Here is a 26,166-nt window from a genome sequence, read left to right as displayed (position 1 = left end):
CACTGAACCGACCCGCAAGGAGGGACTGCTGTGGACGAGGAACGGCAGCGCGTGCTGCGGATGCTCAAAGCAGGCAGGGTCACGGTCGAGGAAGCCGAGGCGCTTCTCGAAGCGCTGGGCGAGGAACAGGTAGGGCCCACGGCCAGCGCGGGCACCCCGGATGCTAGAACCCCGCCGGCTCGGCCGGCGGGCGAGCGTCGGGACGATCTCCAGGGGTTGATTGACGAGATCATGGCCAGCATTGACGTCGAGGGCATCGTCAGCACGGTGCGCGCATCGGTGGACACTGTCCGCGAGTCGCTTCGGCGCTCCAAGGGGGACGTGCACAGGATAAGGGGCGATGTGCGTCGTGCCGCCCGGGAGGCCCGGCGTCACGGAATCAAGTTGAGAATTACCGACGCAATTGAGGGTCTGTGGGGCATGGTTGGGGCCGCTGGCGCTTGGTCCCATGACGCTGTTCTGGAAGCCGGGCAGCGCGTGACCGTCCACAACCTCTGGGGAGACACACGGCTCTCGGCCAGCACCGACGGCCAGATGCGCGTGCGGGCCTCAATCCGGGCGTGGGCGCGCGACGAGGCCGACGCGGCGGCCGCCAGGGACCGCGTGCGCATCACCGCCACGTCCGAAGGGCAGGTGTTCGCCATCCGGGCTGAGCACAGCATAGGTGTGCAGCGGCGGGTGCGCGTGGATTTCGATCTTGCCGTGCCCCCCGGTATCCCTGTCGTGGTCACTCAGACAAAGGGAGACCTGCAGGCCAGCGGAACCGAAGGCCACCTGACCGCTCACCTGACGAGCGGGGACATCACCGTAACAGACGCGAGGGGCATTCTGGAGTTGCGCACGCTGCGGGGGGACATCGCGATAGAGGCAGCGGACGGGCAGATCACCGCTCACTCCAAGAGCGGCGACCTGGTACTTCGACGCCCCACCGCCGCTGTCGTGCTGGACCTCTCCACTGTCAGCGGCGATGTGGAGGCGGAGGTGGATCAGTTTGTCGCCGGAAGCGCCTCCAGGCTTGCCACGGTCAGCGGCGATATCACTACACGACTAGGCCCGCGGGCAGCGTGCCGGATAGGCGCCCGGGTCGCCTCGGGGGAGATCAGGACAGGCGAGGGGCTGGGCGAGGTGCAGCGTGGAAGTAGGTCGCTCCAGGGCACACGTGGATCCGGCGACGCCACCCTGGACCTGTCCACGATGAGCGGTGATATCCTGATTGTCGCCGCGCCCTACTCGCCCTGATCGAGCGAGTAGCCCGGCTCGTCCTCGAAGGTGTAGAGGTTCTCGGTCTTGATGAAGTCCAGTCCGGCGTTACCGATCCGCTGCAGCAGCGCGATGATCTGGCTGTGAGCGATGGCCCCGCCTTCGGCCCGCGACAGGAACCGGCATCGCCACTGGTCCACGCACAACGTCTCGGGGAGCCCGCCGGGATACACCACGACACCGCGGTTGCTTATAATGCCCAGCCTGAGGTCGGATCCGCTTAGTGCTTCCACCTGCTCGCCGAGCTGGTCGGGCGAGCCTCCCCGCCAGTGGACGAAGACGTCCACGCCCACGAGCGCCTTCTTGGCGCGACGCCGTGACGCGGCCACGGCCCCGATCCTCTGCCCGGATGCCGCCGGGTAGCTGACCGCCTTCAGCCGCTCGGGCACCAGACCCAACCGGCCGGCGACAGCCCGGGCGAACTCGCTGGTGCCGACCTTCTCCCGGCTGACGCCGTAGGCGTAGATGTCGGAGGTGTGCACCCCGTCCTCGATCGTTCGGAGCCAGGCGTTGTGCACGCGCTCCGCCACGTCCGGCTGGCCGATGTGGACCAACATCATGACCGCCCCCAGCAACAGGCCCGAAGGATTGGCCACATTCTGCCCAGCGCGGCGCGGCGCCGAACCATGGATGGCCTCGAACATGGCGCACTGGTCGCCGATGTTGGCCGATCCCGCCAGCCCTACCGATCCGGCGATCTGCGCGGCCACGTCCGACAGGATGTCGCCGTACATGTTGGGCAGGACGATCACGTCGAATGCCTCGGGCGTGTCGGCCAGTTTGGCTGCGCCGATGTCAACGATCCAGTGTTCCTTCTCGATCGCAGGATACTGTGCGCCTATCTCGTCGAAGACCTTGTGAAACAGCCCGTCGGACATCTTGAGGATGTTGTCCTTTGTGAAGCAGGTAACCTTCTTGCGGCTGTTCTGGGCCGCGTACTCGAAAGCGTACCGGACTACCCTCTCGGTTCCGGGTCGGGAGATGATCTTAAGGCTCTGGTAGACGTCGTCCGTCTGCCGGTACTCGATCCCGGCGTACAGGTCTTCCTCGTTCTCGCGCACGATCACGACGTCCATTCCCGGATGCTTGGTGTCCACGAAGGGGTGGTAAGACGCGCACGGCCGCACGTTGGCGTACAGCCCCAGCATCTTGCGCGTGGTCACGTTGAGACTCTTGTAGCCGCCGCCCTGGGGCGTTGTGATGGGTGCCTTGAGGAACACCTTCGTGCGGCGGAGCGACTCCCATGCTCCGGGCTCGATGCCGCTGCTGTGGCCCCGGAGGAATACCTTCTCGCCGATCTCGATCGTCTCGATGTCGATCCGGGCGCCGGCCTCGCTCAGGATCAGGAGGGTGGCGGCCATGATCTCAGGGCCGATGCCGTCGCCGTGCGCCACGGTTATCGGGACGTTCTGGCTCATGATGGTTCACGCTCCCCGCGCAAGATCGGAGTATCCTCTCTATTCTCTCCCAGCGGCGGGCTCTTGTCACCTTCAACCCCTCCGGGCGGTTCGGGGACGACCGCCGTGTGCCCCGGGTACGAGGTTGACACCCGGCGGCAGGCAGCGTACGCTAATGACGGTACCCCTCCCCCCTGGGGGGGGTTTCCGGCGGGGGCTGAGGCGCAGGGAGGAGCACGCCCGTGAAGGCGGTCACTTCCGCAATGAAGCACGGGTCGGTCGAGAAGCGGCGGAAGGTGCTGGTGCGGCTTCGCAGCGTCGCCGGGCACGTCCGCGGCATCGAGCGGATGGTGGAGGGCGACTCCTACTGCATTGACGTGATACGGCAGGTACAGGCAGTCCAGCGGGCCCTGGACAGGGTGAACGCCATGCTGCTCGAGGACCACCTGGAGCACTGCGCAACGACCGCGATACGCGCCAGCGACCCTCGGGAACGCGAGCGCACAATCACCGAGTTGCTCGAGGTCTTCAAGACATCGAGCAGGCTCTAGCCCGGGAGCAGGGCAGCGCCGTGGCTGACGATCGCACAGCGGCAACTGCGCCGGCCGCGCCGAGGCGGATCGGACTGCCTGTCGAAGGGATGTCGTGCGCCTCGTGCGTGGCCAGGGTGGAGGAGGGCCTCCTGAAGGCAGCCGGCGTGAGCGCGGCGCAGGTCAACTTCGCTTCGGAGCGCGCCTCGGTTGCCTTCGACCCCGAGCAGGCCACCCTGAGAGACCTGGTCGCGGCGGTACGCGGCGCTGGCTACGAGGTCCGGAAAGAGCGCCTGGTCATCCCCATTGCAGGGATGTCCTGCGCCTCGTGCGTGAGCACTGTTGAGACGGCGTTGCGGGAGACCGAGGGCGTCCTGGTTGCCTCGGTGAACCTGGCGCGGGAACAGGCGACCGTCGAGTTCATACCCGGTGTCGCCACGCCGGAGGCCCTCAGGCAGGCCGTGCGTAACGCGGGCTACGAGCCGCTGGCCGCCGAGGAGGGCACGGTTGACCGCGAGACCGAGCGCCGCGAGCGCGAGCAGCGCGCGTTGCGCGTCCGCCTGGTCGGCGCGGCGCTCCTGAGCCTTCCGATTCTCTGGGGCAGCCTCCCGCACATGGGACTCCACGTGTGGGCACCGGCCTTTCTGCACAACTGGGTGGTGCAGTTCGGACTGGCGACCCCGGTGCAGTTCTGGGCCGGCTGGCGGTTCTACCGCGGGATGTGGGCGGCGACGCGACACGGGACCGCCGACATGAACACCCTCATCGCGGTGGGCACCTCGGCGGCGTATCTCTACAGTGCCGTCGCTACCTTCTTCCCGCGGTGGTTCACGGGCGGTGGGCTCGAGCCCACCGTTTACTACGAGACCGCCTCGATCATCATTGCCTTCATCCTGCTCGGGCGGTACCTGGAGGCGCTGGCCAAGGGCCGCACAAGCGAGGCGATCCGTCGCCTGATGAGGCTTCAGGCCAAGACCGCCCGCGTGGTCCGGGACGGCTCCGAAGTTGATGTGCCTGTCGAGGAAGTGGTCGTCGGTGACGTCGTGGTCGTGCGGCCAGGCGAGAAGATCCCGGTGGACGGCATCGTGCTCGACGGGTTCTCGACGGTGGACGAGTCAATGATCACCGGGGAGTCCATGCCAGTGGAGAAGGCCGCCGGTCTCGAGGTGATAGGCGCAACGATCAACAAGACCGGGACCTTCCGGTTCCGCGCCTCGAAGGTGGGGCGGGACACCGCGCTGGCGCAGATCATTCGGCTGGTCGAGGAAGCCCAGGGTACCAAAGCGCCGATCCAGCGTCTGGCCGACAGGGTTGCCGCCTACTTCGTGCCGGTGGTGATCGCGATCGCGCTGGCCACCGGTGGTGTCTGGCTGGCGATCGGGCCGCAGCCGGCGCTGACCTATGCCCTGCTCACCTTCGTGGCGGTGCTGATAATCGCGTGCCCGTGCGCGCTCGGCCTGGCCACGCCCACGGCGATCATGGTCGGGACCGGGCGGGGCGCCGAAGCCGGGATCCTGATCCGCGGTGGCGAAGCGCTGGAGATCGCCCACCGCATCACCGCGGTGGTTCTCGACAAGACCGGCACGCTGACGCAGGGGGCCCCCGCCGTGACAGATGTCCTCCCGGCCGAGGGGTTCGACGAGACGACCCTGCTGCGGCTGGGGGGCGCGGCCGAACGCGGGAGCGAGCACCCGGTAGGAGAGGCGATCGTCGCCCGCGCGCGAAGCAGCGGTATCACCCTTGGCGATGCTGCCACGTTCGAGGCCGTGCCAGGTCAGGGCATCGAGGCCACGGTAGAGGGGCGACAGATCCTGGTCGGCAACACTGCCCTGATGTCCCGCCACGGGATCGCGGTGGGCGCCCTGGACGCGCGCGCGAACGATCTTGCGGCTGGTGGCAAGACGCCGATGCTGGTGGCGGTTGACGGCCGGGCCGCCGGGGTGATCGGCGTGGCCGATACTCTCAGACAGCACAGCCGGGATGTCGTGGCCGCGCTCCACCGGATGAACCTTCAAGTTGTGATGCTGACCGGCGACAACCGGCGGACAGCCCAGGCGATCGCGCAGCAGGTGGGAGTGGACCGCGTTCTGGCCGAGGTCAAGCCCGACGAGAAGGCCGCGCACGTCGAGGCGCTTCAACGCGAAGGGCACGTGGTCGCCATGGTGGGAGATGGGATCAACGACGCGCCAGCCCTGGCGCGCGCCGACCTGGGAATCGCCATCGGCGCCGGGACCGACGTGGCCATCGAGTCCGCGGGCATAGTGCTGATAGGCGAGGACCTGCGCGGGGTGCTGTCGGCGATCGCCCTGAGCCGCCGCACGATGCGTACGATCCGGCAGAACCTGTTTTGGGCGTTCGCGTACAACGTCGCTCTGATTCCTGTGGCCGCAGGCGTGCTGTATCCTTTTACGGGCATGCTGCTGAGCCCGGTCCTTGCCGCGCTGGCGATGGCGGCCAGTTCGGTGACGGTGGTGAGCAACAGCCTGCGGTTACGGGGATACCGGCCCGCGGGTACGATATCTTCAAGGGAGTGAGGCAGGCATGATCACGAAGACCTTCAACGTTCCCAAGATCCACTGTGATGGCTGCGTGCGCACGGTGACCCGGACGCTGACGCAGTTGCCCGGCGTGTCAAAGGTCGAGGCCAGCGCGGTGACAAAGAAGGTCCTGGTGGAGTTCAACCCGACGGCGCTGGATGAGGCGCGCCTCCGCGAAGCACTGCAGGCCGCCGGGTATCCTGTTGTCTAGGTAGGGAAGGGATGGGACCGATGGGCAGCCGGCGGCGCCAGGCGATCCTGCTCGGCGGCCTCGTTGTATTCCTCGGGCTGCTGGGCTTCGCTACCTTCCGTGCTAACCGTCCGGCTTCGCTCACGGTCGCGCTGGCCCGGGGAGAGACGCCGGCGGCACCACCACTGGTGCTGCCGCGCCTGGACGCGGAGGGGGATCTGGACCTGGGGACACTCCGCGGCCGTGTGGTCGTGTTGAACTTCTGGTCCTCGTGGTGCATACCGTGCCGCGAGGAGGCACCCGCGCTGGAGGCCGCATGGCAGCGGTACAGGGGGCAGGGTGTCGTGGTGGTAGGCGTGAATGTGCAGGATCTAACGCCGGCAGCGCTGCGCTTCCTGCACGAGACCAGGACCACTTACCCCACGGTCCGCGACAAGGACAACACCGTGTACAGGGCCTACGGCCTCACCGGCGTACCCGAGACCTTCTTCGTGGACCGCTCTGGTCGCATCGTACGCAAGTTCCCCGGCGCGGTGACTGATCCCCAGGAATGGTTTCGGGCCGTCGAGGCGGCGCTGGCGCGGCAGCCCTAGCCGGCGCCTCCGGGCTCTGCCCGCGGCCGGTCCTGTGATATACTCGCACAGGGACGCGCGCCCGTAGCTCAGGGGACAGAGCGGCTGGCTTCGGACCAGCAGGTCGGGGGTTCGATTCCCTCCGGGCGCTCCACCAAGCCACGTCCTCTACGCCACGCGTCCTACGCCATATCGGGTGTTGGGTGGATACCGATACCTGCCTGTTCCGACTAGCCTAAGGGTTGAGGCGGCCGCTGCCGGGTGGGTACCCTAGGGCTGTCCTTCTATCACCTGCGAGAACAGTGCGCATCCAGGTTGCTACGGACGCAAGGAGGTCGGCGCATGTCGGACAGCACACAGCGACAGATGGTCACCCTTGACGGAAACGAGGCGGCCGCGTCGGTCGCGTACCGCACGGACGAGGTTGTTGCCATCTACCCCATCACGCCCTCCTCGCCAATGGGGGAGTTCGCGGATGAGTGGTCGGCCCAGGGCAAGGTGAACATCTGGGGCGCGGTGCCCCTGGTGGTCGAGATGCAGTCCGAGGGAGGCGCCGCCGGTGCCGTACACGGCTCCCTGCAGGCAGGCGCCCTGACGACGACGTTCACCGCCTCGCAAGGGCTGCTGCTGATGATTCCAAACATGTACAAGATCGCCGGCGAGCTGACCGGGTTCTCGATGCACGTCTCTGCCCGGACGCTGGCTACGCACGGGCTCTCGATCTTCGGCGACCACTCCGACGTCATGGCGTGCCGTCAGACCGGCTTCGCCCTGCTGGCTTCCGGCTCAGTACAGGAGGCCCACGACATGGCCCTCGTCGCCCAGGCGGCTTCGCTGAGATCCCGCATTCCGTTTCTGCACTTCTTCGATGGTTTCCGTACCTCGCACGAGGTGGCCAAGATCGAGCAGCTCGGCGACGACGACCTGCGAGCGATGCTCCCGGCCGACCTGATCGAGGCACACCGCGGCCGTGCCATGACGCCGGACCACCCTGTGCTGCGAGGGACGGCGCAGAACCCCGACGCCTACTTCCAGTCGCGGGAGGCAGTCAACCGGTACTACATGGCCTGCCCGGGTGTCGTTCAGGAGACCATGGACCGGTTCGGGGAACTCACCGGCCGCCACTACCGTCTGTTCGACTACGTTGGTGATCCGGAGGCCGAACGGGTGGTCGTGCTGATGGGCTCCGGGGCGGAGACCGTCCACGAGACCGTGGATTGGCTGCGGGCCCGCGGCGAGAAGGTCGGCGTGCTCAAGGTGCGTCTCTACAGGCCACTTTCCTCGCAGGCATTCGTCGCCGCACTGCCATCATCGGTCAAGGCGATTGCCGTGATGGACCGGACCAAGGAGCCCGGAGCACCGGGCGAGCCGCTCTACATGGACGTTGTTGCCGCTCTCCGGGAGGCCCAGGAGGAAGGTCTTGCCCACATCACGACGCCGCCGGCTGTGATCGGCGGGCGATACGGCCTGGCTTCCAAGGAGTTCACGCCGGCCATGGTGTGCGCGGTGTTCGCCGAGCTGGCCACCTCCAAGCCCAAGCCCCGGTTCACGGTTGGAATCACCGATGACGTGACGGGTCTGTCGCTGCCCTTCGACCGCGACCTGGACACCGAGCCGGATGACGTCTCCAGGGCGGTCTTCTTTGGGCTGGGCGCCGACGGCACCGTGGGCGCCAACAAGAACTCCATCAAGATCATCGGCGAGGAGACCCCCAACTTCGCACAGGGGTACTTCGTCTACGATTCCAAGAAGTCCGGCGCAATAACGATCTCTCACCTGCGGTTCGGCCCCAGGCCCATCCAGTCCGCCTACCTCGTCAAGCGTGCGAACTTCGTGGCGTGCCACCAGTTCGTCCTGATGGAGAAGTACGACGTGCTCGGATATGCTTCCCCTGGCGCGGTCTTCCTCCTCAATGCACCCTACGGGCCCGAGGAGGTCTGGGATCATCTGGCCTGCGAGGTGCAACAGCAGATCATCGAGAAGCGATTGACTTTCTACACGATTGACGCAGTAGAGGTGGCGCGCAAGACAGGCATGGGCGGCCGGATCAACGCGATCATGCAGACCTGCTTCTTCGCGATCTCGGGTGTACTTCCGCGGGACGAGGCGATCGAGAAGATCAAGGAGTCAATCGAGAAGACCTACGGCCGGAAGGGCGACGAGGTTGTTCGCCGGAACTGGGAGGCGGTGGACGAGACGCTTTCCAACCTGCACCAGGTGAAGGTGCCGGATAGGGTTACGGCTGTCAAGTCGCTTCCCCCCGCCGTCTCCTCCGACGCCCCGGAGTTCGTACAGCACGTGATAGGGGTGATGACGGCCAACAACGGCGACCTGCTGCCCGTCAGCGCCTTCCCCCTGGATGGAACCTGGCCTGTGGGGACAACCAGGTGGGAGAAGCGCAATATCGCCCTGGAGATCCCGGTATGGGACGCCGAGATCTGCATCCAGTGCAACAAATGCGTTCTCGTGTGCCCGCACGCAACGATCCGCGCCAAGTACTACGATCCAGAGCTCCTGAAGGATGCGCCGCCCACCTTCAAGTCCACGGCCTTCCGGAGCCAGGAGGTCAAAGGCGCGAAGTACACTCTCCAGGTTGCCCCTGAGGACTGCACCGGCTGCAGCCTGTGCGTGATGGTCTGCCCGGTCAAGGACAAGACCAACCCCAAGCACAAGGCGATCAACATGGCGCCCCAGATCCCGTTGCGGGAACCCGAGCGCGAGAACTGGGCGTTCTTCCTGGCACTGCCAGAACCGGACCGCACCCGGATCAAGCCGGACGTGAAGGGATCGCAGTTCTTGACGCCACTGTTCGAGTACTCAGGCGCCTGCGCAGGCTGCGGGGAGACGCCGTATGTCAAGCTGCTCACCCAGCTCTTCGGGGATCGCTTGCTGATCGCCAACGCCACGGGGTGCTCGTCCATCTACGGCGGGAACCTGCCGACGACGCCCTACACGACCAACCGTGACGGCCGCGGGCCCACCTGGTCCAACTCGCTGTTCGAGGACAACGCCGAGTTCGGATTCGGGTTCCGTCTGGCCCTGGACTCCCTCTCCGAGCAGGCCGAGGATCTGGTGCGTGCCCTAGCACAGCAGGTCGGCCCCGATCTGGCCGACGCCATACTGAAGGCCGACCAGTCCAGCGAGGCCGGAATCGCAGCCCAGCGCGAGAGGATAGTCCAGCTCCGCGGGAAGCTGGCAGGCCTGAACGCGCCCGAGGCGCGCCGCCTGGAGCTCATAGCCGACTACCTCGTGCGGAAGAGCGTCTGGGTTGTGGGCGGAGACGGCTGGGCTTACGACATCGGATACGGCGGATTGGACCACGTTCTGGCCATGGGCCGCAATGTGAACATCCTGGTGTTGGACACCGAGGTATACTCCAACACCGGCGGCCAGCAGTCCAAGTCCACACCGCGCGGGGCAGTTGCCAAGTTTGCGTCGGCGGGCAAGCCCATCGCCAAGAAGGACCTGGCCATGATGGCGATGACCTACGGCAGCGTCTACGTCGCGCGGGTGGCCTTCGGCGCCAAGGACACGCACACCGTGAGCGCCTTCCTTGAGGCCGAGTCCTATCCTGGAACCTCGTTGATAATCGCTTACAGCCCGTGCATCGCCCACGGTTACGACCTGGCCATGGGAGTGGAGCAGCAGAAACTGGCCGTGGAGACCGGCTACTGGCCGCTGTTCAGGTACGACCCCCGCCGCCTCGAAGAAGGCAAGAGTCCGATGCAGCTGGACTCGGGGCCTCCCAAGGGCGATCTGGCGAAGTTCCTCTACAACGAGACACGGTTCCGCATGGTTGAGGGCATAGATCATGAGCGCGCGCACAACCTGCTGGTAGCAGCCCGCCGCGACGTGCAAACGCGCTATAAGCTCTATGAACTCCTGGCCAAGTCAACGCACGCCGGCGAGGCCGCTTCCGCGGCCGCAGGTGAGGACTAGTAGATACAGGGAGCCGCGTGAAGGGAGGGGGGGCAGATTGGATCTCTCCACGACCTACCTGGGGCTTGACCTCCCGCACCCGCTGGTGGTGGGGGCCTCGCCCATGGCGCACGATCTGAGCACCGTCCGGCGTCTCGAGGACGCAGGCGCGGCCGCGATCGTAATGCACTCGCTGTTCGAAGAACAGATCAGCCAGGAACAGGCCGCCACGATCCACCACATCGAGGCGCACGCCGAGTCCTTTGCCGAGGCGCTCTCGTATTTCCCCCGGCCAAGCGAGTTCGCCCTGGGCCCTGAGCAGTACCTGGAACAGGTCTCGCGCATCAAGGCGGCGGTCGGCATTCCCGTCATCGCATCCCTCAACGGGGCCACCGCCGGAGGGTGGGCGAAGTACGCGTCGCGGATCCAGCAGGCAGGCGCGGACGCCCTCGAACTGAACGTGTACTTCCTGGCCACCGATCCGGAGGAGACGGGCGGAGAGGTCGAGAGGCGGACCCTGGATGTCCTGCGTTCGGTAAGGCAGGCCGTCACCATACCGGTGGCGGTGAAGCTATCCCCGTTCTACTCGTCCGTGGCGAACCTGGCCGCCGGGCTCGCCGAGGCCGGCGCCGACGGGCTGGTCCTGTTCAACCGTTTCTATCAGCCGGAGATTGACGTCGAGGAGCTGGAGGTCGTTCCGCGGCTCGAGCTGTCAACCAGCGCGGAGTTGCTGCTGCGTCTACGGTGGCTGGCGGTCTTGTTCGGGCGTGTGCGGTCCTCGCTGGCAGCAACCGGCGGGGTTCACTCCGCCACAGACGCGATCAAGGCCGTCATGGCGGGCGCCGACGCGGTACAGATGGTCTCGGCCCTCCTGGTGCGCGGGCCGCAGTATCTGCGGACCGTGCTGGAGGAGATCAAATCCTGGATGGAGGCGCACGAGTACGAGTCGCTCCGTCAGATGCGCGGGAGCATGAGCCTGACCCGCTGCCCCGATCCCCAGGCATTCGAGAGGGGCAACTACATTCGTGTGCTGCAGGGCTGGCCTAATGCCGCGCGTACGTGACTTCCTGACGATCGGCACCCTGCCCGCCGGTCCGCTGTCCGCCATCACCGATGTTCCCGGCGTGCGGGTAGGACATGTCTCGCTGCGGGAGGGCGACCTTCGGACCGGCGTCACCGCCGTGGTGCCCCACGGGGAGAACCTATACCGTAGGAAGGTAACCGCGGCCGCCGCGGTGCTCAACGGCTACGGCAAGTCGGCCGGCCTGATGCAGATCGAGGAACTGGGTTCGATCGAGTCCCCGATTCTGCTCACAAGCACATTGAACGTGCCCCGGGTCGCCGATGCCCTAGTGACCTACATGATAGGCCAGGACCCCGAGATCGGGGTGGGGGAAACGGTCAACCCGGTGGTCCTCGAGTGCTTCGACGGCTACCTGAGCGATGCCCCTGCGCGCGCCGTCGGCGAAGACCACGTGCTGGCTGCGCTTGCAGCGGCCAGGGAGGGGCCGGTGGAGGTGGGCTGCGTCGGAGCCGGCGTTGGGATGCGGTGCCTGGGGTTCAAGTCCGGGGTCGGGGGGGCGTCGCGTGTGATCTCCGAGCCCGGTTTTCGCCTGGGGGTGCTGGTTGTACCCAACTTCGGGTTTCCAGGAGACCTGGTTATGGGCGGTGTCGCGGTTGGGCGCGAGTTGACGGCCGTGGCCCAGCCGTCCGAGCGCGGCTCGTGTGTCTTTGTCGTTGCCACCGACGCACCGCTCTCGGCGCTGGACCTGCGGCGGATCGCCTGGCGGTGCTTCATGGGGATGGCCCGCACCGGCGCCATCAGCGGTCATACCAGCGGCGATCTGGCCGTGGCGTTCTCGACCAACGCGCGCCAGGAGCACCAGGGGCGCGAAGCCCTGAACCTGCTCTTCCGTGCGGCGGTGGAGGCATCCGAGGAAGCGATCCTGGACGCGCTGTTCGCGGCCGAGACCACGACGGGCCGCCACGGTCATGTGATGCCGGCCCTGCCCATTTCCGAGACAATCGAGATCCTGAAACGGCACCAAACGCCCGAACTGCGCACCTGAGCCTGAAGGTGAGGTGCGGTCGCCGGGCGAACATAGCGGCTACAACTACCCAGGAGGCGATAGGTAATGAATAGAGCGTTGATGGGTATCATTGTCGTCCTCGCGCTTGTCAGCGGCGCGATGTATGCCGGATCGCTCCCGGCCGGGGCGGGTTTCTCCCCGACGTTGGTCGCGCAGGTGCCCGGAGCGCGTGTCACCGTGGATTTCTGGTACGGCCTCACGCGGCCGCTGGGGGACATCCTCGAGGGAATCGCCTTTGACTTCAACAACTCGCAGACGAAGTACCGGGTAAACCCTGCCTTCAAGGGGGCGTACCCCGAGACGATGCAGGCGGCGATCGCTGCATTCCGCGCAGGGAACGCGCCCCACATCGTTCAGATGTTCGAGGTAGGGACGGCCACGATGATGGCTGCCCAGGGGGCCATCAAGCCGGTCTACCAGCTGTTCAAGGAGGCCGGTGTTTCCTTCGACCCGAGCATCTACTTGCCGGCGGTGCGCGGTTACTACAGCTCGCCTGACGGCAGGATGATCTCGATGCCGTTCAACAGCTCGACCCCGATCACGTTCTACAACAAGGACGCCTTCCGGCGGGCGGGCCTTGATCCGGAGAAGCCGCCGCAGACCTGGGCCGAGCTGCGGGCCGCCGCGACACGCATCAGGCAGACCAACGCCGCTCCCTGCGGGTTCACCATGGCGTGGCCGACGTGGACGAACCTCGAGAACTTCAGCGCCATCCACGATACGCCGCTGGCGACGAAGATGAACGGGTTCGAGGGCATGGACACCGAGATGCAGACCAATAGCCCGCTCCACGTCCGGCACCTCCAGACCCTGATGGACATGCATCGCGAGGGAACGTTCAAGTACGGCGGCCGCGACTCCGCAGGCGACGCGCTGTTCCCCTCGGGCGAGTGCGCCATCATACACGCCTCGTCCGGCATGCGCGCCCGGGTGATCCGCGAGGCCAAGTTCTCCTGGGGCGTGACCTACCTCCCCTACCACGACGACGTGAAGGGTGCGCCCAAGAACTCGATCATCGGCGGCGCGTCGTTCTGGGTCATGACCAGCCCGCGGCGGACCGCCGACGAGTACAAGGCCGTCGCGGAGTTCTTCAAGTTCATCAGCCAGCCCGAGATCGTAGCCAAGTGGCACATGGAGACCGGGTTCGTGCCGATCACCTTCCCGGGCATGACGCTCGTCCAGGCACTGGGATACTGGCAGGCGAACCCGGGCGCGGACATCCCGTTCAAGCAGCTGACCCGGTCGCGGCCTACCCGAAACACGATGGGGTTGCGGTTGGGGAATATGCCCGAGATCCGCGTGATCTTCTACGAGGAGTGGGAGAAGGCGTTTCAGGGGTTGCAGACGGCGAAGCAGGCGATGGACGCCGCGACCCGCCGCGGCAACGAGGTCCTGCGGCGTTTCGAGCGGGCGAACGCCCCGTAGGAGAGGGGCTCAACCGGAATATGGACTCCGACCCGGACTCCCCGTGTCGCGCGGTGGGTCCGGGTCGGATCTTGTGAGCACAAGATGACCAAGCGCTCGATCTTCAACAACAAGGTCCTGCCCTACGTCCTCCTGGCGCCGCAGCTGGCGATTACCATCGTGTTCTTCTTCTGGCCCGCCGGTCAGGCCGTTGCCCAGTCGCTGCTGCGGCAGAACCCGTTTGGCACGCGCACGGCGTTTGTGTGGTTCGAGAACTTCGCGTACGTTCTGAGCGACGATGCCTACCTGCAGGCCGTGGGGAACACTATCTTGTTCTCGGGGGCGGTGATCTTGCTGGCGATGGGCTCGGGGTTGCTCCTGGCAGTGACCGCCGACAAACCCATCCGCGGCGCCGGCGTCTACAAGACCCTCCTGATCTGGCCTTACGCCGTGGCCCCTGCCGTGGCCGCGTCGCTGTGGCTATTCATCTTCCACCCGACGATCGGCATCCTGGGACGGGCGCTCAACCAGGTTGGCATTAACTGGGACTACACGCTCAACGGCACCCAGGCGCTGTTGCTGGTCATCCTGGCGGCCGCATGGAAGCAGGTCAGCTACAACTTCATCTTCTTCCTTGCGGGACTGCAGTCAATTCCACGGTCTGTGCTCGAGGCCGCCTCGGTGGACGGGGCTACGCCCCGGCAGCGGTTCTGGAAGGTGATCTTCCCGCTGCTCTCCCCGACGACGTTCTTCCTGATCGTCGTCAACGTGATATTCGCCTTCTTTGACACATTCGGCGTGATCCACTCGCTCACGCGTGGCGGACCCGCCAAAGCCACCGAGACCTTGATCTACAAGGTCTACGTGGACGGCGTCGTCAACCTCGATCTCGGCGGCTCCTCGGCGCAGTCGGTGATCCTTCTGCTGGTTGTAATCACCCTGACCGCCATGCAGTTCCGATACATCGAACGGAGGGTGCACTACTGATGGCTCGGGCGTCGCGCCTCGGTGGTAGCTGGCAGGCTCACCTGATCCTGATCCTGGGGGTTGCGATCTTCGTGTTTCCGGTCTTCGTTGCGCTCATGGGCTCGACGTACGACGTGGGGACCATCGCGCGCGGCGAGATGCCGCTCCGGCCCGGACCGCGCGCCATCGAGAACTACAGCCAGGCGTGGACTTCGGGCGAGGGGACGCGGGTCAAGGGCGCGGCGCCGGTTCGGCGCATGCTGCTGAACAGCCTGATCATGGGGCTTGTGATTGCGACCGGCAAGATCACCATCTCGATCATCTCGGCGTTCGCCGTCGCATTCTTCGCCTTCCCGCTTCGCATGTTCTTCTTCTGGATGATCTTCATCACGCTGATGCTGCCGGTCGAGGTGCGCATCATCCCCACCTACGCCGTGATCTCCAACCTCGGTATGCTCAACACATACCAAGGGTTGATCGTGCCCCTTGTCGCGTCCGCAACCGCCACGCTCATTTTCCGGCAGTTCTTCCTGACCGTCCCAGACGAGCTGGTGGACGCGGCTAAGATCGACGGCGCGGGCCCTATGCGGTTCTTCTGGAGCATCCTGATGCCGTTGTCCACCACTACCATCGCCGCGCTCTTCGTCATCCTGTTCATCTACGGTTGGAACCAGTACCTCTGGCCGCTGCTGATCACGACCAGCAAGGAGATGAACACCATCGTGATCGGCATTACAAAGATGATAGGCGTAGGGGACGCGCAGAACGACTGGAACCTCATCATGGCGACGGCGGTGATGGCGATGCTGCCGCCGGTCGTGGTGGTCGTCATCATGCAGCGCTGGTTCGTGAAGGGCCTGGTGGAGTCCGAGAAGTAGGGCGAGCGCCGCTGCCAGGAGGTTGCCAGGCGCCCTGGCAGGTCGTATGCTGGTCGTGCAGCACCGAAGGCTCGCAGCCTTCTGGGGCAGGGTGAGGCGCCGCACTCGGCGCCGATTCCCGATCGGCGGTGACAGCCCGTGAGCCCGTAAGGGCGTGGCCCGGTGGAATTCCGGGGTCGACGGTACAGTCCGTATGAGGTGGAGGCTGCGGGAGTCTGGCGCGTTCGGCAGGCCCCAGGGACGCCCGGTATCGGGCGTCTTTCGCTTTGCGCCAACAGGGAGCAGAAGCGATGAAGCGATGGTTCGGTTTTCTGAGCTTGGCCACCGCCATGCTGCTCGGCCTGGCCGCGGGGCCTGTGTCGTCTCAAGCCCTGATAGAGGATCGCCTCGTCATTCTCACGCCTATACCCCGCGAGGTGGCCGACGCCACCGCGGAGCGGTTTGCCGAGTTCACGCGGCGCCGGTTTGGGAGCCCTCTGCGGCCGATCATTGTTTCGCAGGGATCCCCGGTCGCCTACGCACGCATCATAGAGTGGAGGGGCCGGCCCGAAGCAGACCTCCTCTGGGCGGGCGAGGCAGAACTGCTCGATGATCTGGCCGAGCGCCGGCTGCTGGTTCCGCACGAGGTGCCCGATGCCGTGCTCCGGGAGATTCCGGGGCGGATCGGCGAACCCCGCGCGATCCCGCTCCGGGACGATCGCGGGGTCTGGGTGGGCACGGCGCTGACCGCGGCCGGCATCGTTCACCACCCAAGGGTCGTGCGCCGCGCAGGAGCCGACCCGCCGGTGGCGTGGGACGACCTGCTCGACTGCCGCCTGAAGGGACAGATCGTCCAGACCACCCCTGACCGCTCGGGTTCGCACCACGCATCGCTCGAGGTGATCCTGCAGCTGCGCGGATGGCAGAAGGGCTGGGAATGGGCGCAGCGGGTGGGGGCCAACACCGGTCTTTTCGTTACACGCAGCCGGGACGTGCCCACCTTCGTGGCCCGCGGCGAGTTCGGGGTGGGGTTCGGCGTGCTTAGCTACATGGCGTTCCAGGAAGTGCTGGCAGGGTACGAGCTCCGTTTCTCAAGCCCCCCCTACGCTTGGATCTCCCCGGCGCCTACGGCCGTGATCGCCGGCGCGCGCTCCCCGCGCGCCGCTCGGGCATTTCTCCTGTATCTGCTGTCGGACGAGGGACAGCGCGGCCTGGTCAGCCACGGGTTGTTCCCGATTCTGCCCAGATTCCGAATGGAGGGCCCTCCCGGCTCCGCAGCGGAACAGGCCGCGCTCTTCAGTGGTATGCGGTCGTTCTTCGATCGCCCGATCAAGACGATCTACGATGACGACATGGCGCAGCGTCGCTACGGCGACGTCAACGATGTCTACCGCAAGCTGATCACGGAGCGCCACCCGCAACTGGCCCGGCTGCACTGCCCGTAGGCCGGCCCGCGGTTGGGTCGCCGGGCAGCCTGGACAGCGCAGGCCACTCGGCTATAATGTATCAGGTACGGTCGTGGGCCGTTAGCTCAACCGGCAGAGCAGCTGACTCTTAATCAGCGGGTTGTGGGTTCAAGTCCCTCACGGCCCCCCACGGTCGAAGATGATCCGAACCCTCCGCGGGCGTAGCCGAATTGGCATAGGCGCCAGACTTAGGATCTGGTCGGCGTGAGCCGGTGGGGGTTCGAGTCCCTCCGCCCGCACCAAGCGAACTCCGCGCATAAGCCAGGAGGTCTGTAATGAAGGTAGAGTGGAGGCGTGAGCCGCCTAGCCGCGTCGTGTTCGAGGTGGAGATTCCGGCCGAAGATGTGGCCGGGGCGGTGCGCACCGCGACGGCCCGGCTGTCGCAGCGCGTAAGCGTGCCCGGATTCCGCAAGGGCAAGACGCCGCGCGCGATGCTGGAACGGTTCATGGGCCGCGATGAGCTCTATGACGAGGCGCTGGAGGTCATTGTGGCCTCTGCCTACCCTAAGGCGGTGGCGGAGGCAGGGGTGGTGCCGGTCGGCAGGCCGGAGTTCGCCCTTCCGGGCCTGAACGAGGAGCAATCTCTGCGGTTCACCGCCAGCGTGGACATCTTTCCAGAGGTGGACCTCGGCACCTACGACGACGTGCGGGTTCCTTTTGAGCACATAGATCTGACCGAGGCTGAGGTTGACGCCGCAATCGAAGATCTTCGCCGCCGCCGCGGACGTCTGGTCTCCGCTCCCGGAGCGCGGGCCGCGGCAGGTGACTTTGTTCTGATCCGGCCCAAGGCCGTCGAGGGAACCGACCGATTCCACGCCGGCCGTGAGGTGCTGGTTGAAATGGGAGCCGGCGTCTTCCCCTGGGAGGTTGAGGAGGCCCTGTCCGGAGCCTCTGCCGGCGAGGAGCGGTCCGCGGCCGTTGGCGAGGGAGGACGCCTCGTCGCTACGGTGGCGGACGTGAAGCGGCGAGAACTCCCTGACCTCGACGAGGCCTTCGCACAGGCCGTGGGAGACGTCGCCACGGTGGACGAACTGCGCGGCCGGATTCGCGAGCGTCTTGCGGCCGCCTCCGCGGCGCAGGCCAGAGAAGCCTACGAAGAACAGGTACTGAGCGAAGTGCTGGAGCGTGCGACCATCGAGCTGCCGGCCAGTCTGGTGGAGCGCGAGGTCGAGGGTCTTCAGGCCGACCTTCAGGAATCGCTGCAGAGACGCGGGTACTCCCTGGACCGCTACCTCCAGACCGCGGGAAAGGACCTGGCCGGCCTGCGTGAAGATCTTCGTCCGCGGGCAGAACGCCGGCTGAGGGCACGTTACGTCTTGGATGAGATCGCAAGGCGCGAAGGCGTGGTGCCAGCGCAGGAGGAGATAACGGCCGAGGAAGAGAAGGTGGCGGCCGAGTTACAGCAGGACCTCGCGCGGGTCAGGGAGTGGCTGGCCACCGAGGGGCGGCGCGAGACGATGCTGGCGATGCTGAGGCGCCGCAAGACCATTTCCACCCTGGTGGACCGCGCAATGGGCGGGGCCACGGCCTGACCGCCGCGGGCGTGGCGGTCGGATGGTTTTGGGAGGAAGGACGGGAGCCCCATGACGCTGATCCCAATGGTTGTCGAGCAGACACCGCGCGGCGAGCGCGCGTACGACATATACTCGCGTCTGCTCAAGGAGCGCATCATCTTCCTGGGCGGCGGCATTGACGACGACGTTGCCAACCTGGTGATCGCTCAGCTCCTCTACCTGGAGGGCGAGGACCCAGACAAGGACATCATGCTCTACGTCAACAGCCCGGGTGGTGACCTGATCGCCTCGCTGGCGATATACGACACGATGCAGTACGTCCGGCCAGACATCGCGACGATCTGCGCGGGGCTGGCAGCCAGCGGCGGGGCCCTCGTCCTGGCCGGCGGCACCAAGGGCAAGCGGTCTTCGCTCCCGTACTCGCGCATCATGATCCACCAGCCCTGGGGTGGGGCGCAGGGCATGACCTCGGACATAGACATCCAGGCCAGGGAGTTCCTCAAGATGCGCTCTCTGATGAATGAGATCCTGTCCCGTCACACGGGCCAGCCGCTGGAGCGGATTGAGCGGGACACCGATCGCAACTTCTGGATGAGCGCCGGGGACGCCAAGGAGTACGGCATTATTGACCAAGTCATTCTCCCGCGCGAGCGGGCCAAGGCCAAGAGCTAATGAACCCGACCAAGATGTCATGCTCGTTCTGCGCCAAGCCCCAGGAGCAGGTACGCAGGCTCGTGGCAGGGCCCGGTGTGTACATCTGCGACGAGTGCATCGAGCTCTGCAACGAGATCGTGGAGGAAGAGATGGCCGGCGCGGATCGGCGGCCACAGCTTCGCCCCACCCCCAAGCCCCGGGAGATCTACGAAACGTTGAACCAGTACGTCGTCGGTCAGGATCGCGCCAAGAAGGCCCTGTCGGTTGCGGTCTACAACCACTACAAACGCATCGGGAATCGCCGGCCCTCAGATGTGGAGCTGCAGAAGTCGAACATCCTGCTGATAGGCCCTACAGGCTGCGGCAAGACCCTGCTCGCCCAGACCCTGGCCAAGATCCTGGATGTTCCCTTTGCGATCGCCGACGCGACCTCGCTGACCGAGGCCGGGTACGTCGGAGAGGACGTGGAGAATATCCTGCTGCGCCTGATTCAGGCCGCCGACGGCGACATCAAGAAGGCAGAAAGAGGGATAATCTACATAGACGAGGTGGACAAGATCGCGCGGAAGAGCGAGAACCCCTCGATCACGCGCGACGTGTCCGGAGAAGGCGTACAGCAGGCCCTGCTCAAGATTCTGGAGGGTACCACGGCCAACGTTCCGCCCCAGGGGGGCAGGAAGCACCCGCACCAGGAGTTCATCCAGATAGACACCAGCAACATTCTGTTCATCTGCGGCGGGGCGTTCGAGAACCTAGAGCGCATCATCGAGAACCGCGTCCGGCAGACCAGCATTGGTTTTGGCGCACAGATCGAGCCCCGTAGCAAGGAGCACCTGACAGAGGTCCTGAAGCAAACAATGCCTCAGGATCTGCTACGGTACGGGTTGATCCCCGAGTTCATCGGGCGGCTGCCCGTGATCGTGCCGCTGGACCCCCTCGATGAGTCCGACCTGGTGGCGGTGCTGGTGGAACCCAAGAACTCGCTGGTGCGCCAGTACCAGCGGATCTTCGAGATGGACGGCGTGGAGCTGGTCTTCACCGGTGAGGCGCTGCGGGCCATCGCCCGCGAGACAATGACCCGGAACACCGGGGCCAGGGGCCTTCGGACGGTAATCGAGGAGACCATGCTCGACATCATGTACGAGATCCCCTCCAGGGGGGACGTCCGCCGATGCCTCGTTACCGAAGAGGCTGTGCTGCGGCAAGAGGGTCCGCTGCTGCTCACCGCCTCTGACCTGCAGGCGCGGGTAATAGATAAGCCGGCTTCGTAGGCAGCATAGGGACACGGCCGGCCCGGGCGGGAACAGATTCCAGCGGCCGTTCGTTCCAACAGGTAAGGTACGTACAAGGAGGATCGTGTGTCTATCTCTGAGGACCAATCATCCATTCCGGATCGCCTGCCACTCCTGCCGCTCAAGGGGACGGTCGTCTTTCCCCACCAGGTGCAGGGGTTGGGCGTGGGCCGCAGGAAGTCCCTCCGGGCCATCGAGGTCGCCCTGGAACGGGACCGCCTGATGGTCCTGGCTGCCCAGCGCGACGACGACATAGAGGATCCGCGCCCAGCAGACATACACACAACCGGAACCATATGTCGCGTGCTCCAGGTGGGCAAGCAGCCCGACGGGGTGCTCCAGGTCGTCGTCGAGGGCATCGTCCGCGCCACCGTGATCGCCTTCCACGAGGAGGATCCCTACTTCGAGGTCGCGGTTGAGCAGAGGCCCGACGGCGCCGAGAAGACCATGGAGATGGAGGCCCTCATGCGCGGGCTCATCTCCCAGCTCGAACGGTTTGCTCGCCTCTCCAGGTCTGTACCGCCTGACCAGCTCGTCGCGGCAGCCCAAGTGGAGGAACCCGGGCGTCTGGCCGACCTGGTTGCGCAGCACATCTCGTTGAAGCTCGAGGAGCGTCAGGAGCTGTTGGAAGCCGTACCCAAGATCCGCCTGGAGCGGCTCAGCACCATACTCAGCCGCGAGATCGGCGTCCTCGAACTGGAGCGCAAGATCCAGGGCCGTGTCCGCAAGCAGATGGAGAAGTCCCAGCGCGAGTACTTCTTGAAGGAACAGATCAAGGCGATCCAGCAGGAGTTGGGCGAGACCGACGAGCGGCAGACCGAGGTGTCCGAGTACAGGAAGAAGATCGAGGCCGCGGGCCTGCCAGAGCACGTCAACGCCAAGGCAGTCGAGGAGCTGGGCCGGCTGGAGAAGATGCCTCCCATGGTCGCGGAGGCCGTGGTCGTTCGAACCTACCTCGACTGGATCCTGGCCGTTCCGTGGACCTCGCGGACCGAGGACCGGCTCGACATTGACGAAGCGCGCAAGATCCTGGACGAGGACCACTACGGGCTGGAGAAGGCCAAGGACCGCGTGATCGAGTACCTGGCCGTCCGCAAGCTCTCCCCGGAGTCGCGGGGCCCCATTCTCTGCTTCGTGGGACCGCCGGGCGTCGGCAAGACCTCGGTCGGCAAGTCCATCGCGCGAGCACTGGGCCGCAAGTTCGTGCGGATCTCGCTGGGCGGCGTGCGCGATGAGGCAGAGATCCGCGGTCACCGCCGCACGTATGTCGGCGCTTTGCCGGGCCGCATCGTGCAGGGAATGAAGACGGCCGGAAGCCGCAATCCCGTGTTCATGCTCGACGAGATTGACAAGTTGGGCATGGACTTCCGAGGCGATCCGTCGGCCGCGCTGCTCGAGGCGCTTGATCCCGAGCAGAACCATGCCTTCAGCGATCACTACATGGAACTCGCCCTCGACCTGAGCGAGGTCATGTTCATAACCACAGCAAATATCCTGGAAACGATTCCCCCGGCGCTCCGTGATCGCATGGAGGTCATTCGGTTTCCCGGCTACATCGAGGAGGAGAAGGTCAAGATCGCCGAGCAGTTCTTGATTCCGAAGCAGCGAAAGGCCAACGGCTTGACCCCCGAGCAGATCGTCTTCACCACTGAAGCCCTGAGGACCGTCGCGCGTGAATACACGCGCGAGGCCGGGGTGCGCAATCTGGAGCGCGAGATCGGCAGCATCTGCCGAAAGGTCGCCACCGGGGTCGCTCGCGGGACCTCTACCGGGGAGCGCGTCACGCGCGCGAACATGCACAAGTACCTCGGCCCTCCCAAGTTTCGGTTCGGGGCTGCTGAGAGGGAAGACGAGGTAGGGGTGGCGACCGGTCTTGTCTACACAGAGATGGGCGGCGACATCGTTGCGGTCGAGGCCACGCTGATGCGCGGGGAGGGCAAACTGTCGCTGACCGGACAGCTAGGTGATGTGATGAAGGAGTCGGCCCAGGCGGCGCTTTCCTACGTGAGGTCGCGCGCCAGGCGGTACGGCGCGGATGAAGAGTTCTACCAGCGCACGGACGTGCACATCCACGTCCCTGCCGGCGCTGTGCCCAAGGACGGCCCGTCAGCGGGAATCACGATGGCAACGGCCCTGGCGTCGGCCGTTTCGGGCAGGCCGGTGCGGAGGGATGTGGCCATGACAGGCGAGATCACCCTGCGCGGCCGGATCCTGGCGATCGGAGGGCTCAAGGAGAAGGTGCTGGCGGCTCACCGGTCCGGCCTGAGAACGGTCATCCTTCCCAAGGAGAACGAGAAGGACCTTCAGGATATCCCGGCCAACGTGCGCAAGCAGGTGCGGCTCGTGTTGGTGGACCACATGGACGCGGTTCTCAACGAGGCCCTGCTGCCGCAGCAAGGGCAGGAGGTGCCCTCTCCGGCGCCGGTTGTGGCGCCGCCCGCGCCGTTTGTTCCGCCGATGCCGCCGGTGCCGATCAAGCCCGAACGCCGGCCGCCAGAGCCGCAGGTAAGCTAAACAGGCCGCAGGCAAGCCAGGCATGCCGCATCCCGCAGGCCCAGCTGCCCTTGACACTCGGGTTCGGGCGGGTGGTATTATCAGGGCACATTCGCGCGAAGATGGGGAGGAGTAGACCGGCACCGCCCAGAGCGAAGAAGGCCCGCAGGGTGCAAGGCCTTCCGGAACCGGGCCGGTCGAACGTCACCCCAGAGCCGCGGCCCTGACCGTCGCCAGCGCGACTAAGGGGAAGCCGGGGCCCGCCCGATAGCGCGGGAGCGAGTGCCGGCAGACCCGGCAATCAAGGTGGTACCGCGGAGCGCCGCTTCGCCCTTGGCGAGCGGCGTTGTTGTTTCCCGGAGGTATGGAGATGGGGAAGGAAGCACGGGCAGTGCCGTACGACCCGATGGCCGTGGAGCCACGGCGGTACCAGGGGTGGCTGGACAGCGGCTGCTTCCACGCCCCGGTAGATCCGGCCAGGCGGCCGTTCGCGATCATGATGCCGCTCCCCAATATCACGGGAACGCTCCACATGGGACACGCCCTCAATCACGCTGTGCAGGACCTCCTCACTCGCTGGCGCCGCATGCAGGGGTACAACGCCATGTGGCTGCCCGGCACCGACCACGCCAGCATAGGTACCCACGTGGTCATGGAGCGGGAGCTGGCCAAGCAGGGGAAGACCCGCTTCGACCTGGGCCGTGAGCGGTTCCTGGAGTTTGCCTGGCAGTGGAAGGAGAAGTACGGCGAGCTGATCTACGGCCAGATCCGGCGGATGGGGTCTGGCTGTGATTGGGACCGCGTCGTCTTCACGCTGGATCCCGGGTACTACGGCGCGGTCATCGAGAGCTTCCTGCGGCTGTATGCCAGGGGCTACATCTACTTCGGCAAGCGGATGATCAACTGGTGCCCGAAGGACCTGACCAGCGTGTCAGACCTCGAGGTGAACTACCAGAGTGTGGCCAGTTCCCTTTGGTATGTTCAGTATCGCGGGGCAGGTGGGGGAGAGGGGATCACGATCGCGACACAGCGCCCTGAGACGATCCTCGCGGACGTGGCCGTGGCCGTGCACCCCGACGACCCCCGGTACCAGGAACAGGTGGGTCGAGAGGTCCTGGTGCCCATCGTTAACCGCCGGATACCCGTGATCGCCGACACCCGTGTGGACCCAGAGTTTGGCACCGGCGCGTTGAAGATCACCCCGGGCCACGACCCGCTCGACAACGAGATTGGCGTGCAGCACGGCCTGCCGGTGCTGATTATCCTCGATGAGTCCGGCCGGATGACCGCTGAGACCGGGCCCTATGCCGGCATGGACCGGTTCGCCGCCAGGGAGGCGGTGGCCCGGGACCTGGAGGCCTCCGGCTTGGTTGTACGGCAGGAACCATATACAACCAGCGTGGGCGCGTGCGGGCGCTGCGGCACCGTGCTCGAGCCGTACATCACCGACCAGTGGTTCTGCCGCATGGACGAGCTCGCCCGGCCCGCGATCGAGGCCGTACGCCAGGGCAGGGTGCGCTTCCATCCGGAGCGGTGGACCAAGGTCTACCTGGACTGGATGGAAAGCATCCACGACTGGAACATCAGCCGGCGGCTGTGGTGGGGACACCGCATCCCGGTCTACCACTGCCCCAACGGCCATCCGAACGCCGCGCGCGAGGCTCCCGAGCGCTGTGCTGAGTGCGAGAGCACCGACCTGCGCCAGGAGGAGCAGATCCTGGACACCTGGTTCTCATCCGCGCTGTGGCCGTTTGCCACGCTGGGCTGGCCGGAACGGACAGCAGACCTCGAGTACTTCTATCCAACCAGCGTGCTGGCGACCGGACGGGATATCATCTTCCTCTGGGTGGCCAGGATGATCATGTTCGGCCTCGAGTTCATGGGCGACGTCCCGTTCACCGACGTCTACATCAACCCGATGGTTCAGAACCTGGAAGGCCGGCGCATGAGCAAGTCGCTCGGCACCGGGCTGGACCCACTCGACTACGTGGAGGGGGGCTACGGTGCCGACGCGCTGCGCTACGCGCTCATCCTGCGCTGCTCGCAGGGCCAGCAGGACCTGCGCTTCGGCGAGAAGATGCTCGAGGACATTCGGAACTTCAACAACAAGATCTGGAACGCCGCGCGGTTCGTCCAGATGCACCTGGGGGGGTTCCGGCCTGAGGCAGGCGCCGCATCCGGCTCGCTTGGGGCGATTGACAGGTGGATTCTGAGCCGCTACGGCCGGCTCATCTGCGAGGCCACGGAGATGCTGGAGGCCTATGACTTCGACAAGGCGGCGCGGCGGCTGCACGAGTTCGTCTGGTCGGAATACTGCGACTGGTACCTGGAACTGGCCAAGGTGGACCTCTACCGGGAGAACCTGGACCCGGCGCGCCGGCAGGCCATTCAGCACACCTTGTGGACCGTGCTGGAGGGCATCATGCGGCTGCTCCACCCGATAATGCCGCACATCACCGAGGAGATCTGGCAAGCGCTTCCCCACGAGGGCAGCACCATCGTGACGGCCCGATGGCCGGACGGCCGTGGCGTACCGCGAGATGGAACCGCTGAAGCACAGGTCGAGGTCCTCATGGCCGTGGTGCGCGCCGTGCGGTCGCTTCGGGCCGACCTGGGTCTGGCGCCGGCCGCGGCCGTCGCTCCTTTGCTCGAGGCCGGCGAGGACGCGCGCCCGCTACTCGAGGCGCACCGCGAGTACCTGTCCTGGTTGATGCGGGCCCCGGGCCTGAGGATCGTGGGGGATGAGGGCGGGAGTCCTGCCCGGGGCGCGGTGGGCACGGTGGCGGCCAGGGTGAGGGTTACCCTTGAGGTCGCCGAGTCCGACCGGATCAGGGCGCGGCACCGCCTGCAGGCCGACCTCGCATCCGTGCGGGCGGATCTCGACCGCATCACGCGCAAACTGGCCGATGCTTCGTTCGTGGCAAAGGCACCGGCCGAGGTGGTGGAGGAAGAGCGGCGGCGCGAGCGCGAGATCCGCGGTCGCCAGCAGGCCCTCGAAGGATACGTGAGGGATCTGGGCTAGGCGC

18 protein-coding genes and 3 tRNA genes are annotated in these 26,166 nt (G+C 66.0%); 20 read left to right on the top strand and 1 reads right to left on the bottom strand.

Annotated features, from left to right (window positions below; genetic code table 11):
• The first annotated feature begins 30 nt into the window (after positions 1–30).
• A complete protein-coding gene (locus FJX73_02910) occupies positions 31–1,239 on the top strand; it encodes a DUF4097 domain-containing protein (protein MBM3469725.1) in 1,209 nt (402 codons plus the stop codon).
• Here FJX73_02910 and FJX73_02905 read toward each other — a convergent pair.
• Entirely contained in the window at positions 1,227–2,678 is a 1,452-nt protein-coding gene (locus FJX73_02905) for an NADP-dependent isocitrate dehydrogenase (protein MBM3469724.1), read from the bottom strand. The two genes, FJX73_02910 and FJX73_02905, sit on opposite strands and share 13 nt — an antisense overlap.
• A gap of 242 nt (positions 2,679–2,920) precedes the next feature.
• On the opposite strand from FJX73_02905, the gene FJX73_02900 reads away from it, so the two are divergent.
• From FJX73_02900 to FJX73_02810, 19 genes are all read left to right on the top strand, one after another.
• Positions 2,921–3,208, top strand: coding sequence for a metal-sensitive transcriptional regulator (locus tag FJX73_02900; protein ID MBM3469723.1), 288 nt, complete (start codon positions 2,921–2,923; stop codon positions 3,206–3,208).
• An 89-nt stretch (positions 3,209–3,297) separates the two neighbouring features.
• A complete protein-coding gene (locus FJX73_02895) occupies positions 3,298–5,721 on the top strand; it encodes a copper-translocating P-type ATPase (GenBank protein ID MBM3469722.1) in 2,424 nt (807 codons plus the stop codon).
• Between the two features lie 7 nt (positions 5,722–5,728).
• Positions 5,729–5,935, top strand: a complete 207-nt coding sequence (locus tag FJX73_02890) for a heavy-metal-associated domain-containing protein (GenBank protein MBM3469721.1) — start codon at positions 5,729–5,731, stop codon at positions 5,933–5,935.
• A gap of 11 nt (positions 5,936–5,946) precedes the next feature.
• Positions 5,947–6,507, top strand: a complete 561-nt coding sequence (locus tag FJX73_02885; GenBank protein MBM3469720.1) for a redoxin domain-containing protein — start codon at positions 5,947–5,949, stop codon at positions 6,505–6,507.
• A gap of 57 nt (positions 6,508–6,564) precedes the next feature.
• Positions 6,565–6,640, top strand: a tRNA-Arg gene (locus tag FJX73_02880).
• Between the two features lie 212 nt (positions 6,641–6,852).
• Positions 6,853–10,425 (top strand): pyruvate:ferredoxin (flavodoxin) oxidoreductase, encoded by a 3,573-nt coding sequence (gene nifJ / locus FJX73_02875; protein ID MBM3469719.1) that lies wholly within the window; start codon positions 6,853–6,855, stop codon positions 10,423–10,425.
• Positions 10,426–10,462: 37 nt separating this feature from the next.
• Complete coding sequence (locus tag FJX73_02870; GenBank protein MBM3469718.1) at positions 10,463–11,467, top strand: dihydroorotate dehydrogenase-like protein; 1,005 nt, start codon at positions 10,463–10,465, stop codon at positions 11,465–11,467.
• Positions 11,451–12,473 carry a P1 family peptidase gene (locus tag FJX73_02865; protein MBM3469717.1) on the top strand — a complete coding sequence of 341 codons (1,023 nt, stop codon included), beginning with the start codon at positions 11,451–11,453 and terminating at the stop codon, positions 12,471–12,473. Before FJX73_02870 ends, FJX73_02865 begins: the two co-directional genes overlap by 17 nt.
• A 66-nt stretch (positions 12,474–12,539) precedes the next feature.
• A complete protein-coding gene (gene ugpB, locus FJX73_02860; protein MBM3469716.1) occupies positions 12,540–13,919 on the top strand; it encodes a sn-glycerol-3-phosphate ABC transporter substrate-binding protein UgpB in 1,380 nt (459 codons plus the stop codon).
• An 84-nt stretch (positions 13,920–14,003) separates the two neighbouring features.
• Entirely contained in the window at positions 14,004–14,885 is an 882-nt protein-coding gene (ugpA, locus tag FJX73_02855) for a sn-glycerol-3-phosphate ABC transporter permease UgpA (protein MBM3469715.1), read from the top strand.
• On the top strand, positions 14,885–15,742 hold the full coding sequence (gene ugpE, locus FJX73_02850) for a sn-glycerol-3-phosphate ABC transporter permease UgpE (protein MBM3469714.1): 858 nt from the start codon (positions 14,885–14,887) through the stop codon (positions 15,740–15,742). Before ugpA ends, ugpE begins: the two co-directional genes overlap by 1 nt.
• A gap of 290 nt (positions 15,743–16,032) precedes the next feature.
• Positions 16,033–17,166 carry a hypothetical protein gene (locus FJX73_02845; GenBank protein MBM3469713.1) on the top strand — a complete coding sequence of 378 codons (1,134 nt, stop codon included), beginning with the start codon at positions 16,033–16,035 and terminating at the stop codon, positions 17,164–17,166.
• 75 nt (positions 17,167–17,241) lie between these two features.
• Positions 17,242–17,317 (top strand) — tRNA-Lys (locus tag FJX73_02840).
• Between the two features lie 25 nt (positions 17,318–17,342).
• Positions 17,343–17,429, top strand: a tRNA-Leu gene (locus FJX73_02835).
• Positions 17,430–17,462: 33 nt separating this feature from the next.
• Positions 17,463–18,719, top strand: a complete 1,257-nt coding sequence (locus FJX73_02830; protein ID MBM3469712.1) for a trigger factor — start codon at positions 17,463–17,465, stop codon at positions 18,717–18,719.
• A 51-nt stretch (positions 18,720–18,770) separates the two neighbouring features.
• Entirely contained in the window at positions 18,771–19,373 is a 603-nt protein-coding gene (gene clpP, locus FJX73_02825; protein ID MBM3469711.1) for an ATP-dependent Clp endopeptidase proteolytic subunit ClpP, read from the top strand.
• Entirely contained in the window at positions 19,373–20,626 is a 1,254-nt protein-coding gene (clpX, locus tag FJX73_02820) for an ATP-dependent Clp protease ATP-binding subunit ClpX (protein ID MBM3469710.1), read from the top strand. Before clpP ends, clpX begins: the two co-directional genes overlap by 1 nt.
• A 114-nt stretch (positions 20,627–20,740) precedes the next feature.
• Positions 20,741–23,161, top strand: a complete 2,421-nt coding sequence (gene lon / locus FJX73_02815) for an endopeptidase La (protein ID MBM3469709.1) — start codon at positions 20,741–20,743, stop codon at positions 23,159–23,161.
• A 349-nt stretch (positions 23,162–23,510) separates the two neighbouring features.
• Positions 23,511–26,162: a valine--tRNA ligase gene (locus FJX73_02810; protein MBM3469708.1), complete on the top strand. Its 2,652-nt coding sequence runs from the start codon at positions 23,511–23,513 to the stop codon at positions 26,160–26,162.
• Positions 26,163–26,166 lie beyond the last annotated feature (4 nt).

The organism is Armatimonadota bacterium (assembly GCA_016869025.1).
Lineage (GTDB): Bacteria > Sysuimicrobiota > Sysuimicrobiia > Sysuimicrobiales > Humicultoraceae > VGFA01.
Note: the sequence above shows the minus strand (reverse complement) of the source record. Positions and strands in the feature narration are given on the sequence as shown.